The sequence below is a fragment of the Methanococcoides sp. AM1 genome, from assembly GCF_900774055.1.
Lineage (GTDB): Archaea > Halobacteriota > Methanosarcinia > Methanosarcinales > Methanosarcinaceae > Methanococcoides.
Map to the genome: position 1 here is coordinate 268,562 of NZ_CAAGSW010000004.1, position 14,356 is coordinate 282,917.

Genomic DNA, 14,356 nt, shown 5'->3' on the forward strand with positions numbered 1-14,356 from the left:
ATAAGGGATGGTGGATTCAGACAAGAAATTATTTGCCGGTTCAGTCCAGCCTTTCCCCACATTCTTCACAGAACTTTGCATTATCCTTTACTTCTTTTCCACAATTCGGACACTTCCTGACCTCAGGTTCCGAACCTATAGTAGAGCGCTGGATAAGGCTGTCAGTGATATTGGTAGTTCTTATGTTATATTGCATGGACCCCTCATCAACAAAAAGCTTGATATCGGTCCTCTTTTCGATCTCTTCCAGCATCTTATGATAGAAGCCGGTAAGTGCATCTTCTTTTTCAGCCCATGCCCTCAATATAAGGCGCGATCTGCGCTTGCCTACAACTTCAACATAGGAAGCATATTTCAGACCGCTGACCCCTTCAGCATAGAACCTTGCAACACCCGTGAAAAGACTTGGTGTTGACGTGATCTCCGGCTCGATCATGTACATGTTCATGTCCTTGAGAACTCTTGTAGCAATATCGAACAGGTTCTCTGCAGGGATCTCAAGGTCTTTGGAGTCTTCCTCTGCTGAGATCAATGTCGTGACCACCGACCTCCAGGAAGGTTCATCGATCTGCCTGACACGAAGTACCGGACACACCACACTTACCATCTTGCCTTCAAGATCAACATGGCTACGCTTTTTTGTGTTATAATCATAGTAATCAATGCCTGCGGAGATCTTACAATCACCACACTCACCAGTAGGACGGACCTCAAATGTAACTGTCTTACCTTCACCGGGTTCAAGCATCGAGATCGTTTTCTCAGCCTCTTTTAGCAGGAAAACATCAGGTACAAAAAGAGTAACTCTGATGTCACCTATCGGTTCAGAAGTATGGTTCTCGACCTTTACTTTGTATTGAAGAAGAGCGCCACGGTAGTTGAAAGCAGATTTTAGCACAATAGAGCCACTTTCCTTCAAAGGCGAAGATGGTGCTTTCCCGACACCAGCTCCCATGGGCATGGATGGAGCTTTTTCGGCTTCAGTCACTGTTTCAGGAACTTTTACCGGCTCAGGCTTACTGGCAGTCTTTGAGGAACGATCAACCTTTGCAGGACTAACTCCAAAACCACCAGCTGCAGATCGTTTAGACTTCTTGTTCCGCCTTCGTGCTTTAATGATGCCCCTTAAGAATAACACCACAAAGATGAAGGAAAGAATAAGAAGAAGGACACCAGCCCCATTGTTACTATTATCGTAATCGTCATAGTATGTGGGGTCGATCCTGTCAGAGTCACCGCTGGAAGATCTGCTAAAATCTGAGACGGAATAATATTGGACCTCACCGGATGAGATGTAGAAACTTGCCTGCATATCATCATATCCTGATGATTCCAAAGTTACAGAATGGTAACCAGGTTCAAGATTACTTAACTGTATGAAAGTGTAGCCATCGCTTGTGTCATAATAATAACTGTTGAGATAGACATCGTACCCTTTTGGAATTGAGTAGAGCACTATAGTCCCTTGTGAGAAATCCTTATAGAATATATAAAGACCATCGATATCCATCTGGTCAACATATGATCCCGAATAGATGTCTTCTATATCAAATTCCAGGGAAAGAAGGTCGTCGTCATAATCGAAATAATCCCCTTCATAGTAGATAGCATTGTGAACATCATAGCCATTCCATGTAACGGAGATCTGGGCATAGTCATTGTACGTATCAATATCAATTATATTAAGAACATATCCATCTTCCAGCCAGAAAGATTCACCCTCAGAGAGTGCAACATTATAGTTCAGAGTTGACGAAGCACTGCCTGCAAAGGATAATGACAAGACCAAAACGGATAATAATATCAGTATTTTCACGTGTTTTGCTATCAAGATCGTACACCTGTGGTAACTATCATATTGTGTTAAATTTGATCGTAATTCGTTATTTCCGGAGCAAAGCTATACTTATAATAGATATCGTTCTTATAAGCATATTTTTGAAAATATATTATTTGCCCTTAAACACTGGATTTAAGCGAGCTTGTTCCCGCACTGACCACAGAAATGTGCTTCTGCAGGGACTGTGCTGCCACAGCCAGGGCATTTCTTTACACCCGGAGTCCTGCGGGCCTGTGCAGCACCCATCATTTCCGCATCCAGTTCCTTTCTGCGATATGAATCCTCACGCTCGCGGTCCTCAACATCCATCATGAACCGGACCTTATCCTCTTTTGCAATGTTCTCCGCTTCTTTCATTTTAGCAAGGGCTTCAAGCTGTTCAGGAGACATATTCTGGAACTCACGGCCCTGTGCAATGACCTTTGCAACATCGGAACCGCCTTTTTCCATAACATTGCCCAGATATTCCATGTCACGAGAATGTTTACGGTCGCTCATGTCCTCATCAAGTTCAAGATCATCCCTTTTGGCTCCGGTATTTGCCTGCTTCCATGAAGAAAAAGTATCTATTGCCTGTTTTGCTTCAACAGCATCGGCCTGATTCTCGATATGTGAGATCCTTGACCTATGAAGAGCATCTTTCTCCTCTTCTGTCCTGTAATGAGCTGCACTTACTGTTTCTTCTGCAAATCCAGCCCTCGTGGCTGCAACATTTATCCGGCTGTCACGGTCCAGATCGCCCTCATTTTCAAGAGCGGACATTTCTTTAAGCTCTTCACGAACCTGGAACTCACTACGTTCCTTTCTCACAACAGCATAGTTGCCAAAGTCCCACTCACAAGTGTATTTTACAAGCTCGAGTCCCCATAACAAAAGAGTGTCCTTAAGCTGCATTTCAAGCTCATTTTCCAATCTCAGCTGAAGATCACGGTTACCATAAAGGGATTCAATATCTTCACCATGAACTTCCGGTTCAAGGACACGGGTTATTGTTTCGCTTTCAAGGCGATCGTAAATATCGAAGATAGAGAGATTTCTTTCCCCGTTCTTCTCCGGAACCGTGTAGGAGAATATCATGTTAAAGAACTTTTTTGAATCGTTGATCGTGAATCTCAGGATACCTCCACACCCAACTTCCTGATCATCGCGGGTCCATAGACCGGGAACTTCCCACCTCAGCTCCTTAAAGGAGGTGTCGATCAGAGCAACATCCACATCCTTGCGTAAGGTTCCTGGTTTTAGCAGGCCACCGACTCTCATCTTTCCACTGTCAATGATGTCTTCAACTACACCATTCTTTATCATCACAGCTTTCTCATTAGGTGAGAGAGTAATAGACTTGCTGAAGAAACCTTTTACATTCTTCTTAGGGATAACACGTGCAATATCATCAAGATCCTTCTTCCATTTGAACGCCATAGTTCCAATACCTCCATCATCCGGCAATATGCTATAGAATAACATTGGACAAATAATATATAAAATGTTTTCTATTGTATACATAGGCATACGATATCGCAGATATCCACCTATCGATCTGCAGTTATATCAAAACAAAAATAACAAAAACCTGAACATGAGGAGATAAAATGGGTCGTTCATATCCAGTAAGTGCAAGGATCTCAGAAGACAGCAAACAATATCTTCAGCATCTTGTTGAAGAAGGAGTTGCGATCAACACGTCTGAAGCATTGAAAATATGTATAAGGTATGCCAAACAAAAGAAAATGGAGGAGGAAATATAATGGGATTCACCAATCCATTCAAGAAAGTATCACCTGAAGAACTGAAAACAAAGTTATCAATGTCCGAACAGAGATTGACAGCACGAGAAAAAGAACTTGGCAAAAAGAGAGAAGCAGCTCGTACAAAGGCCAAGGAAGCTCTTTCGGAAGGTAACGACAGGGAGTTTAGGGTAGCCTCCCGCAGGTATTCGATGGTCGATGGACAGGTGAATACCATCGGCAGCATGGTAGAGATGGCACAGTCCATGACCGATGTTATCGAAATGCAGACCGGACTAAAAGAAGTAGTTGAAATCGGAGATAACCTCGGAAAATGGCAAAAAGAACTTGGTTTTGATACATCAAAGCTTGAAGGGGCTGTGACCAATATCCGTACATCCATGGAAAAAGTGAATACCGCCACCAGTATGATGACTTCTTCAATGGATGCCGCTATGAACGGAGGTTCAGAACTCAGCGAAATACAGGATTCACTCAGGTCTGAGTTACTGGCAGAACTTAGCACTGATACATCATCCAAAGATGAACTATCAAAGAAGATAGAATCAGAAATAGCTGAGTCAGAATAATCTACCGAGATCCTACTGACAAACACTGCGGAGGTGCAAATCTGGAATCTGCAAGTTCACTGGCAGCGCAAGCTAGAGGCTATGCAAAAGCTGCCAAAACACTGGAAGGAGAGAAAGAGAGGGCAAGAGAGCTATATTTAAAGTCGGCAAAGCTCTACAACGAAGCTTCAAAGCTCTCAACTGACAAAACAGATAAGAATACACAGCGTGATCTTGCAGAGCACCTTTTTACAAAAGCACAGTCACTTAAAAGATCAGGTGTCCAGTATTCCGGATCAGGAGGAGGGGGAAAAGAGGACACTGATGAATCATCATTATCAAAAGATGACCTGATAATGACAGAAAAGCCGGACATCGGATTTTCTGATATTGGGGGCCTTGAGACCGTAAAGGAAGATATCAGAAAAGCGATAATATATCCTTTCACACACAAGGAACTCTACCAGATGTATGGACAGAAAGCCGGTGAAGGAATACTCCTGCACGGACCCCCCGGTTGTGGTAAGACAATGATGGCAAAGGCCGCCGCAAAGGAGTGCGGTGCTGACTTCATCAGTGTAAAAACCAGTAGTATTGTAAGCAAATGGGTAGGTGCTTCCGAGAAGAACATAAAGAAGGTCTTTGACACTGCCAGAGAATGTGAGAAAGCAATCATCTTTTTTGACGAGATCGACTCCATTGCTGGCAGGCGAAGTGAAGCTGAAGACTATGCTAAAAGAGTTGTCAATGAACTGCTTGCCCAGATGGATGGAGTGGATACAACCGATGATAACCTGCTGGTCCTTTCAGCTACCAACGAGCCATGGGCCATAGATCCGGCACTTCGCAGACCGGGACGTTTCAGTAAACTCGTTTTCGTGCCGGAACCAGACCTTCCTGCGAGAATTGCCATCTTTAAGATCAATCTGAAGAAAAGACCGATCGATGCTGATGTTAATGTAGATAAACTTGCAGAGATTACCGAGTCATATTCCGGAGCAGACATTTCAGCGATCTGCAAAGAAGCTGCTGACATCCCCCTTGGAGAGGCACTTCGTGGCGCAGAGCCCCGGAAGATAAAGATGGATGATTTTATCAAAGTACTTGAACAAAGGAAACCTTCCATCACCAGCTGGTATTCCGAAGCACAGCGTGAAATAAAGAAGAGCGGCGAAGAGGAAGTCTTTAGCGAGCTATTCCACTGATAACAGAGAGTGAACGATATGGATCTGGAATCCCATCCCACAACATTGCAGGAAGAGAACAGGAAAAAAGTGCATGAACTCCTGAAGAGCACGCATTCACGTATAGAAAAACTGATCCAGAAGACATATCAACAAAAGGATTCAGCCGCTACATCACAACTTCGACAGCTTCGAACGAGGATAACAGGACTGATATCAGAAGCTGAAAAGAAAGAACTTGACTCCTTCGGAAGTCACGAAGGTAATATTGATGATTTCTATGAGAATGAAGAAAGATTCGTAGAAACATCCAGAATGCTGCTTCAGGAAGTGGAGAATGGCATTACTACCGGCGAAAGTGTCGACGTATTTACTATCAGTGACCTTGTGGATAAAATGGAGATGGGATTTAGCCACAGGATCGAGCTTACAAACAAGAACCTGAGCGAATATGAGAACAGGATCGTAAGTAAAAAGCAAACCGAAAAGGAAGAAAGCGAAAGGCAGGAAAAAGAATTAAGAGAGAAAGAGCAGAAGGAAGCTGAGGAAAAGGATCTTGCAGAAGACAAAACTGAACTTTCTGAAATATCTGGAACTTATCCCTCCGAACCCGGGACCAATTCAAGCGATGATATTGTAGCTGAACCTTCGGCCCTGAATAACGAACAGACCCCTGCTAAAAAAGATGAACTCGATACTGGAACGCTTTCAAAACTTTACAGTTACATCAATGCTCTGGAGCAAAAATTTGAGAAACATCATCCAGAGATATCCTATGATGGAGAATACATCGCAGACAAACAATGGAAGGTCGAGCTTTCAAAAAAAAGTGTCCGTGGCACCATAAAGGAAGGTAGGTTCAGATCCCCAATGCTTATTGTCGATAACTACTGGAAATCCATAGATGATAAAAGAGATATCATCGAGATGATACAGGCAAAAGCAAGTACCATCGAACAAAACCAGTATATGAGCCTATGCTTTATCAGCAGCTTCTGGGATCAAAGCATAAAGGACTGGGTAAAAACATATTCACATCAGAGACTGGGATTTTTCATCTACGATCTGGCGGAAGACGATCTTGCCTATAATGAAACTGATGAAAATAACCGTAAATTCGCATTCTGGCATTCCTCAAACGGAAACATTACTAAATTGACAGAGATCGTAGATCAACTCATTGAAGATGAAGAATACTTTGGCCTCGATGATGTTATGGAATATTCCGGGCTTAACTTGAGCGGAGCTAAAAAATTTATAGGCGGCCTTGTCAAGAAGAAAGTGCTCATCGATGTTGGGCTGGACTCACCAAAATATACAAGATCAAAATAATGCAAGGTCAGGTATAAAGAATTAACAGCACAATCAATCAATCGGACATAACTATTGATGCATTACTTTTTTTAACGAAATGAACTTGTTGATAGATTTAACTATTGGGTTAAATGAATTAAATTAAACGAGTTAAATTATTAAAGTTAAGCAATCAAAAATAAATTAAATTAAAAAAAGATAGGAAAGAGTGAAATAATCACTCTTCTGCAGGTGCTTCAGCTTCTGCACCGCCACCGAGGATGTCCTCAATGGTCTTGTCACCGTATGCAGTAACCTTTGTGTTGATCTGAGTAACATCTGTTGCAACTTCCCTTCCACGAAGGAACTTTCGGCGGCGTACACCTTTTGCTTTTGCTGAATAGCCGACGCCTCTTGCAATAAGGATCTTCTGCCTCTTTGAACCCGGAAGGTCAGGGCTCATTACGAAACCACTGTTGTCGGTACCACCTGTGATTGTCAGGGTATATCCATCCAGACCTACTGTAGAACCATCTACGGTATGGCCAATAGCCTTACCGATATACTGGTTTGCTTCAGCACCAGTGATATCGAACTGGTAGGTCTTGGTTTTTGGATCTGAAACTACAACTTTAAAATCTGCCATGATTTGCCTCCAAATATTAGTAATATTTATCTATTGTTTAATTAATTTGATCTGGTATATGTCTAACAGACATATATATTATATTTATTTCGCCCAGAAGGGGTTGTCCCTTCTTTTGATCTCAAGAAATGCATCCATTGCGTCTAATTCATCCGCCGAAAGTGAATCGTAAAGTTCATGCTCAAGGATCTTGGCATGTCTTTCAGGTATATTTGCATGCAGGACGTCGCCTTCGTGTATCTGCCTTCCCACGGTTGGCCCTTCGATACTCATAGCAACTTCCATTCCAGTGCGTGCTTCACCAACATTCTCCCCACGGGATTGAAGACCTTTTATGGTACCAACAACAATGCCATCTTCATTGGTTACATCTACCTTGGTCTTGACAACTCCACCAATGACCCTTACACCTACAACAGCCGGTTTGCTCTGCCTGAACGTACAATCCGGCATGATGGTGAACATTCCAGGCTTGATGATGGTCTCGGAGATGGTCTTCTCAGAAAGTGCACGCTGCTCTTTGATCCAGTCCTTATAATCGTCAATAAGACGATAGATGACATCATTCATGAACAGTTTGACACCTGTAGATTGTAACTTCTCCTTTGCATCAGGAAGAATATTAACATTAAATCCAACTATCACAGAGTGGAATGGGTCTTCAATAGCTGAAGCTTCCACAATATCCCTGTTAGAGATATCACCAACATCTGCTTTGCGAATAGGAATATCTTCTTTCTTCAACTCATTTACGAGAGCTTCAAGAGATCCGATAGTATCTGCTTTGATGCTTATACCGCTCTGGTCAGTATCGATCTGAACGTCCTCAACCTCACTGCGAACTTCCTCAACAACCGTCTCAAGTGTCTCAGGAGTTGCTACCCTCACAGAACCGCCTGAAAGAGCTCCATCGAGATTCGGAGCTGAGACCTTTACACCAACAGCAGCAGTTACCTTGCTGACCTGCTTGAACTTATCCTCCACATTAATTTCGGAAAGGACACGAGGTTTCAGCACTGCACGCACTTTTGTCTGTATAGGTTCATTCAGGCTTCCAACAACGATCGTATCGCCTTTTTTCAGTGTTCCGTCATAAAGTATAAGATCAAGAGTGGTTCCAAGCCCACGTTCTTCCTTTACTTCGAGTACGGTTCCGACACCCGGACCTGTTGCATCGTAATGCAGGTTGGATTCCAGGAATCGCTGTGCCAGTCCCAGAAGCACCATCAAGAGGTCAGGAATTCCTTCCCCGGTAATAGCACTGATAGGTATGACACCAACATTATGCTGGAAATCGGCTACGCGATCATATCGATCCGAGCTGAACCCATGATTATAGAGCTCACCAATAACTTCATAGAACTTGTTGTCCAGACTGGTCCTTACATGCTCGCTTTGCTTGTTGTAGGATGCCATGAAAGGAGAATCTTTTTGCGGGTTCCAGCCATGGATCTTGTCGATCTTGTTGGCAACCACTACAAAAGGAGTTTTGTGCTGCTTCAATATGTGCAGGCTTTCAATGGTCTGGGGCTTGAAGCCCTCATTAATATCCACTATAACAACAGCAAGGTCCGCAAGAGCCCCGCCACGACTCCTAAGGGTCGTAAAAGCGTGATGACCAGGAGTGTCAATGAACAAAAGGCCCGGAACAATGAACTGGTCCAGTAAACCGGGATTTCCACATTTCTCCACAATGGAGCCTATAGGAACCTCGGTTGCACCGATATGCTGGGTAATAGCACCAGCCTCCCCGGACACAACCGCACTTCCGCGAATGTTATCGAGCAGTGAGGTCTTTCCGTGATCCACATGCCCCATTACACATACGATAGGGGTTCTTAAGTCATCCTTTACAGCCATAGTGCAGCTCCCTTTGGAATTATCTTATTGATCAGATCAGTGATAAAAAATATATCCAGGGCCAATATGACCCTTTGAATATGACATCCACGACAGGCCGGAACTGGCCCGACCCGACGCTTCAGAATATCATTCAGTTATCGATGGTTCGATCCTTTAGGCTTACTCGTAAAGCTGTCCTTCATCGATCCTGGAATAGCCTGTGATCTCAGACTCTTCAAAGTGAAGAGCGATCTCACGCTCTGCTGATTCAGGAGCATCTGATGCGTGGACAACGTTCCTTCCGGTCTCGATAGCGAAGTCACCACGAATGGTGCCAGGTAATGCTTCTACAGGATTTGTAGCACCGTTGACGGCACGCATGATCTTGATAGAATCCTTGCCTTCTACAACCATTGAGACGGATGGTCCTGAGGTCACATATGAAACGAGGGAACCAAAAAATGGCCTCTCGGTGTGCTCTTTATAGTGATCCTTTGCAGTAGCCTCGTCCATTACGCTCATCCTCAAAGCTGCGAGCTTAAGTCCTCTCTTCTCGATCCTTGAAAGGACCTCTCCGACAAGACCGCGCTGAACGCCATCAGGTTTGATCATAACATAAGTTCTTTCCATCAGAAACACCCGCTTATGCTTTCTTCAGGTATATCCTACCCTGTTCTGTCCAGACAGTACGCCTTGGAAGTCTTCCAAGATCAAAGTTACCCTTGCACTTTGAAGAACAGAAATAATAGGAGGAACCATCTTTCTTTGCGAAGAGCAAGCCGGTTCCCGGCTCAAGTGGCTCACCACAGAATGAACACTTTCTCTGTTCCATTATCATCACCTGGTAGTTAATTTCTTAGCCTCTCTTGATGTCTCCATAAGCATGAAAACATCGCCTATCCTTACCGGACCGACACAGTTTCTTGTAATGATCCTGCCTTTGTCACGACCCTCAAGAACCCTGCACTGGATCTGGCTTGCTTCACCATGCATACCAGTGTTACCGATAACATCGATAACCTCGGCTGCGAAGCCTGTATCATCCTCTGCCATTTGAGATGCCTCCGGTTATCGTTTATTTGAGTGCACTGATTTTCTGTGCAACGTCTTCTACAAGTTCGCCGCCCTTTCCTGCATCAGTGATCACAACAGCTGCACAGCCGACACCTATGCCACAAGCTGCACCAAGCTCTTTCTGCTGTTTTACAAAAATGTATGGTGTGTTCTTTTCCTCGCAAAGAGCAGGAATGTGAGCAACAACTTCTGCTGGCTCGATGTCATCTGCAATGACAGCAAGCTTTGTAATGCCTCTCTCGATAGCTTTTGTTGCTTCGTTTGTACCTTTCTTGATCTTTCCGGTGTCTCTTGCGAGTTCGATTGCTTCAAGTGCTTTATCTGCTAATTCGTCAGGAACGTCAAATTTTGCCATATTAAATTCTCCTTCGAAACCGCACCTTATGTTGCGGCTTGTCATTATTCATTGTAATTCACTTAACGCAGCAAGTTATTTTTCCCGAATGGAACAACACTTACATGCGCCGAAGTATTTGGTATGAATCGCCACAGTCACATATATAGCTTGCGCCAAAATACAACGCATATTGCAGAAAATATATCGATAAAGAAAAAAAGGTGAGACGGGATCTCACCATGCAGGCTCCATAGCCAGAGAATAGAAGTTCGAAACATTGGAACTCACAGTAACTTTCAGGATGTCATCCTCTGAATAGACATCATAAAAGAGAGCACGGTCTGAACTGTTAGCTGCAAAGGATGTTACATTGTTAATAGTACCCTCTGTTGGGTTCAGGTAGACAGCGGTCCTTGAGTATGACATATCATCCTCAAGTTTCATTCCAACATAGTATTGATCCGCAAAACCATCATTCACTACAAGCAAACGCTGCATTTCAGCTCCCGGTTCTACGAATTCAAGAATACGATCAAACTCGGTAGTTGGTGTAGATTCGCCTTCAATTGCATCCAGAACAGACTCCAGTTGATCTTTCTCACCCAATAACATTGGTTCACCGACCACATTGTACGCATCGTTGCCACGAGACAGAAGCTGGTAACCATTGTAGAGATCTGGTGACAAGTAATACTGGAATGCCACGATTTGCGGAGAGATCTCATGCATATTGAACCATGTTCCATCAGCATATTCTGCAGCATACATCTTAGTTACCTGTGCCCCATAGATGCCATCAAGCTGTGATGTATTTCCTGTGATCAACTCAAGAGGAGTGCCTCTAATAGCCTGTATATCAAAATACTGTACAGCAACAGCATTTTCAGCTGTTACCGCAAGCCCGTCACTAATAGAGTTCAATTCGTAATCCACGTGTTTGCCAGGTATGGAATCAAAGCTGGCCGCTTCTATAGATGAACTGTCCCCATTTGCCTGATTCGAATTTCCAGTGAAAAAGAAAGGCAGTATGGACATTACCATAATGACCGCCAAAAAGATCGCTATATATTTCTGATTCATTTATACACTCCAGGATAAATATTAGAAGTGCTCTAATAAAAGCACTTTTTTAAAAGTTGGAACATCCTATCTACATACTCATATATAAGGCTCTTTGTTTTGCCCCGACAAACAAAAAAAGGCCAGTTTGAAGTTTATTCGGTCGCAATATGGAGCGAACTTAATCAAGAAAACGGGAGGTAGAGATAACACAGGGCTGACCGGACCATTCGCTGCACATAAGCCTTGACTCAACTTTATGCAAAGGACCTTCAGCACCCACCATAGATGTTTCGAAAACGATCGTTTTTCCCACCTTTACTTTCGAGAGAACAGAATCCAACCGATCCCATTCGGAATCCGGGTGCAGTTCCAGATAATGCATATCAGAAAGATCATCTTCCAAAAATCCCAGACAGTCTGCTACAGCCTTGTTAGCATAAAGGACATACCCGTCCATATCCATCACGACCATCAAATCGTCCATCATATCAACAAGGGATCGAAGATCTTTATATTTTTGAGCAATACCAGAGGAAGATCGCATTTTGGAGATAGCAATACCGATCTGGTTAGCTATCGTTTCAAGGGAACTGCGTGAATTATCAGGGATCTCATATTCACTGTGTGATGATAGGCAAAGCGCTGCTATAACATTGCCTTCATGCTTCACAGGAATAATGGCAGTACCATGAAGACCTTCATACTGGAGTTTTTCCCCGGCACCGATCGCATTCAGTTCGGAATGATGTTTATAAACTGGCTGCCCGGTCATGACCAAACGGTTATGGACAGAGTTCCTTGGGAAAACGGAAGTATCTTTCACAAAACGCTCCGACAGGCCTTCGTGTGCAACAAGCTTCAAATCACCTGTTACTTCGTCCAGAAGATAGAATCTGCCGGAATCCACAGGATCGACCTTCAGGCTAAAGCTCAGCATCTGCTCGAAGGTTTCCTCAATTGTATTAGCAGAACTAAGGACCGTGTCAAGGTCAAGTTGCACATGCATGAAATCATCAGAATGTTTCCGATCCGTAACATCCACGATAATACCCTGCAAGTACCTTACATTCCCCGTCTCATCGTGTTTTATGAACGTCCTTTCATCAACCCAGCGCACGTCCCCGAACTTAGTAAATATGCGATACTCCTGGTTAAAGTCCATGAAGCCTGCATCCACCCTCTTGGCAAGCTCTTTTTGCACACGCTCCAGATCATATGGATGGACTATGTCACCATATACAAGCTTACCCGAAATAAAATCATTAACAGAATAACCAAACTGGGCAACATTCTCAGACACGAACTCAACAGGCCAGTTCTCCTCGGCACGCCATAAGAATACAACAGCAGGGCTGCTTTTGATCACATCACCCAGGATCTTCTGAATATCAAGGGAGCGACGAAGTTCCGCATCTGCCTTTTTGTGTAATAGGATATTCCACATCCCATTCATCAGAAGTGTTACCTGCCTCACATCTGACAGGTCATAATCCCCACATTTATTGCCAAGGCCAACAAGGGCAACAACATGATCCCTTTCAAATATAGGAATGCTCAGAAATCTCGTAATAGCCATATGCCCATCAGGATAGCCTTTTTTCGAAGGATTATCTGCAGAATAATCATTGATAATAATAGGAAGTTTCTGCTTTAGAGATTCAGTCCAGAGACCAGCATGATCAAAATGAGATCCGGCATCCCTAACCATGAGTGAGCATTCCTTCATCGCCTCTCCGGACCACGAGTCTATTGTAACTGTAGATTCATCCACATCCACAAAAGCAAGATATCCAACATGGCTTCCGGTCAGCTTTACTGCTTCTTCCAGAGAATAATCCATGATCTCCCGAACAGATGAATCGGTCATCTGATAAAGATTCAGCACCGCTTCGATACGCAGTTCCTCTGTGTGCAACACATTTTCGATCTTCTTACGCCCGGTGATATCAACTATAATACCCTGGAGATATGTGACCTCACCCTTTGAATTGTGATGAAGATGTGTCCTCTCATCCACCCAGCGAACTTCACCCGACCTTGTCAGTATCCGGTATTCCTGAAAGAAATCAGAATAGCCACCTTCAGTCGATTTAGAAACTCCTGCACGTACCCGACCGATGTCTTCCGGGTGCACAATATCAGCATAAACAAGCTCCCCCGAGGTGAACTCTTCCACTGAATAACCGAACATATCAATGTTCTTCGAGACGAACTCAACAGGCCAGTCATCTTCAGCACGCCATAAGAAAACAACAACCGGACTGGAATTTATGACCGATTCCAGCGTGTTCTTCATTTCCAGTGCACCATCCAGAAGTGCAATATCATCCATTCTCTGTTCAGTTATATCAACAACTATCCCGTGATAGAACTTGAGCTTACCAGAATCGTCATAGTGGACAGATGTCCTTTCATCTACCCACCTGACATCACCTGATCTGGTGAGAATACGATACCTTAGATCAAAGCTTGTATCTTCTTTGCTAACATGCCAGGATGCTTCGGACATGACCATATCCGCATCATCAGGATGTAAAATATCAACATATCGGAGTTTACCGGAAATAAATTCCTCCGGATCATAACCGAACTGAGAAATATTCTCAGAAACAAAATCCACAGGCCAGCCTTCATCTTCCCTCCAGACAAAGACCACTGCAGGACTTGAGTTGACCACAGATGAAAATACCTCTTCCATAGATTCTGCATCAAGAAAAGGTATTTTTGCCCTATTTTCATTCGTTTTTCTGGCAGTAATATGATCAACACCAATAAATTTGTAGAT

General features: G+C 43.6%; 14 protein-coding genes. 4 read left to right on the forward strand and 10 right to left on the reverse strand.

Going from position 1 to position 14,356, the window contains the following annotated elements; genetic code table 11:
• Positions 1-40: 40 nt before the first annotated feature.
• Both E7X57_RS08420 and E7X57_RS08425 read right to left on the reverse strand, forming a co-directional pair.
• Positions 41-1,831, reverse strand: coding sequence for a PEGA domain-containing protein (locus E7X57_RS08420; RefSeq protein WP_135612525.1), 1,791 nt, complete (start codon positions 1,829-1,831; stop codon positions 41-43).
• Between the two features lie 141 nt (positions 1,832-1,972).
• Positions 1,973-3,259, reverse strand: coding sequence for an SPFH domain-containing protein (locus E7X57_RS08425; RefSeq protein WP_210409051.1), 1,287 nt, complete (start codon positions 3,257-3,259; stop codon positions 1,973-1,975).
• A gap of 170 nt (positions 3,260-3,429) precedes the next feature.
• On the opposite strand from E7X57_RS08425, the gene E7X57_RS12510 reads away from it, so the two are divergent.
• The 4 genes from E7X57_RS12510 to E7X57_RS08440 all read left to right on the forward strand — a co-directional run bounded on the left by E7X57_RS12510 (position 3,430) and on the right by E7X57_RS08440 (position 6,649).
• Positions 3,430-3,585 carry a hypothetical protein gene (locus E7X57_RS12510; RefSeq protein WP_167880952.1) on the forward strand — a complete coding sequence of 52 codons (156 nt, stop codon included), beginning with the start codon at positions 3,430-3,432 and terminating at the stop codon, positions 3,583-3,585.
• The gene (locus tag E7X57_RS08430; protein ID WP_135612527.1) at positions 3,585-4,154 is read left to right on the forward strand and encodes a hypothetical protein; all 570 of its coding nucleotides are present in this window, start codon (positions 3,585-3,587) and stop codon (positions 4,152-4,154) included. The genes E7X57_RS12510 and E7X57_RS08430 overlap by 1 nt, the downstream gene beginning before the upstream one ends.
• 335 nt (positions 4,155-4,489) lie before the next feature.
• Positions 4,490-5,338, forward strand: a complete 849-nt coding sequence (locus E7X57_RS08435) for a 26S protease regulatory subunit (protein WP_135612528.1) — start codon at positions 4,490-4,492, stop codon at positions 5,336-5,338.
• Positions 5,339-5,356: 18 nt separating this feature from the next.
• Positions 5,357-6,649, forward strand: a complete 1,293-nt coding sequence (locus E7X57_RS08440) for a hypothetical protein (protein WP_135612529.1) — start codon at positions 5,357-5,359, stop codon at positions 6,647-6,649.
• A gap of 199 nt (positions 6,650-6,848) precedes the next feature.
• On the opposite strand, the gene E7X57_RS08445 is transcribed toward E7X57_RS08440, so the two are convergent.
• The 8 genes from E7X57_RS08445 to E7X57_RS08480 all read right to left on the reverse strand — a co-directional run bounded on the left by E7X57_RS08445 (position 6,849) and on the right by E7X57_RS08480 (position 14,269).
• Positions 6,849-7,256, reverse strand: a complete 408-nt coding sequence (locus E7X57_RS08445) for a 30S ribosomal protein S6e (protein ID WP_135612530.1) — start codon at positions 7,254-7,256, stop codon at positions 6,849-6,851.
• Between the two features lie 84 nt (positions 7,257-7,340).
• Positions 7,341-9,116 (reverse strand): translation initiation factor IF-2, encoded by a 1,776-nt coding sequence (gene infB, locus E7X57_RS08450; protein ID WP_135612531.1) that lies wholly within the window; start codon positions 9,114-9,116, stop codon positions 7,341-7,343.
• A gap of 162 nt (positions 9,117-9,278) precedes the next feature.
• The gene (ndk, locus tag E7X57_RS08455) at positions 9,279-9,728 is read right to left on the reverse strand and encodes a nucleoside-diphosphate kinase (RefSeq protein WP_135612532.1); all 450 of its coding nucleotides are present in this window, start codon (positions 9,726-9,728) and stop codon (positions 9,279-9,281) included.
• 13 nt (positions 9,729-9,741) lie between these two features.
• A complete protein-coding gene (locus E7X57_RS08460) occupies positions 9,742-9,930 on the reverse strand; it encodes a 50S ribosomal protein L24e (protein ID WP_048194005.1) in 189 nt (62 codons plus the stop codon).
• Between the two features lie 5 nt (positions 9,931-9,935).
• Positions 9,936-10,151 carry a 30S ribosomal protein S28e gene (locus tag E7X57_RS08465; protein WP_135612533.1) on the reverse strand — a complete coding sequence of 72 codons (216 nt, stop codon included), beginning with the start codon at positions 10,149-10,151 and terminating at the stop codon, positions 9,936-9,938.
• A gap of 22 nt (positions 10,152-10,173) precedes the next feature.
• A complete protein-coding gene (gene rpl7ae, locus E7X57_RS08470; RefSeq protein WP_048194001.1) occupies positions 10,174-10,527 on the reverse strand; it encodes a 50S ribosomal protein L7Ae in 354 nt (117 codons plus the stop codon).
• Between the two features lie 216 nt (positions 10,528-10,743).
• On the reverse strand, positions 10,744-11,589 hold the full coding sequence (locus E7X57_RS08475) for a hypothetical protein (protein ID WP_135612534.1): 846 nt from the start codon (positions 11,587-11,589) through the stop codon (positions 10,744-10,746).
• Between the two features lie 160 nt (positions 11,590-11,749).
• Entirely contained in the window at positions 11,750-14,269 is a 2,520-nt protein-coding gene (locus E7X57_RS08480; RefSeq protein WP_135612535.1) for a PAS domain-containing protein, read from the reverse strand.
• Between the last annotated feature and the right edge of the window lie 87 nt (positions 14,270-14,356).

Bases quoted from the DNA above. Each gene is read 5' to 3' on its own strand.
- E7X57_RS08425 (WP_210409051.1), bottom strand. From the start codon at position 3,259: ATGGCGTTCAAATGGAAGAAGGATCTTGATGATATTGCACGTGTTATC.
- E7X57_RS12510 (WP_167880952.1), top strand. From the start codon at position 3,430: ATGGGTCGTTCATATCCAGTAAGTGCAAGGATCTCAGAAGACAGCAAA.
- E7X57_RS08430 (WP_135612527.1), top strand. From the start codon at position 3,585: ATGGGATTCACCAATCCATTCAAGAAAGTATCACCTGAAGAACTGAAA.
- E7X57_RS08435 (WP_135612528.1), top strand. From the start codon at position 4,490: ATGACAGAAAAGCCGGACATCGGATTTTCTGATATTGGGGGCCTTGAG.
- E7X57_RS08440 (WP_135612529.1), top strand. From the start codon at position 5,357: ATGGATCTGGAATCCCATCCCACAACATTGCAGGAAGAGAACAGGAAA.
- E7X57_RS08445 (WP_135612530.1), bottom strand. From the start codon at position 7,256: ATGGCAGATTTTAAAGTTGTAGTTTCAGATCCAAAAACCAAGACCTAC.
- infB (WP_135612531.1), bottom strand. From the start codon at position 9,116: ATGGCTGTAAAGGATGACTTAAGAACCCCTATCGTATGTGTAATGGGG.
- ndk (WP_135612532.1), bottom strand. From the start codon at position 9,728: ATGGAAAGAACTTATGTTATGATCAAACCTGATGGCGTTCAGCGCGGT.
- E7X57_RS08460 (WP_048194005.1), bottom strand. From the start codon at position 9,930: ATGGAACAGAGAAAGTGTTCATTCTGTGGTGAGCCACTTGAGCCGGGA.
- E7X57_RS08465 (WP_135612533.1), bottom strand. From the start codon at position 10,151: ATGGCAGAGGATGATACAGGCTTCGCAGCCGAGGTTATCGATGTTATC.
- rpl7ae (WP_048194001.1), bottom strand. From the start codon at position 10,527: ATGGCAAAATTTGACGTTCCTGACGAATTAGCAGATAAAGCACTTGAA.
- E7X57_RS08475 (WP_135612534.1), bottom strand. From the start codon at position 11,589: ATGAATCAGAAATATATAGCGATCTTTTTGGCGGTCATTATGGTAATG.
- E7X57_RS08480 (WP_135612535.1), bottom strand. From the start codon at position 14,269: ATGGAAGAGGTATTTTCATCTGTGGTCAACTCAAGTCCTGCAGTGGTC.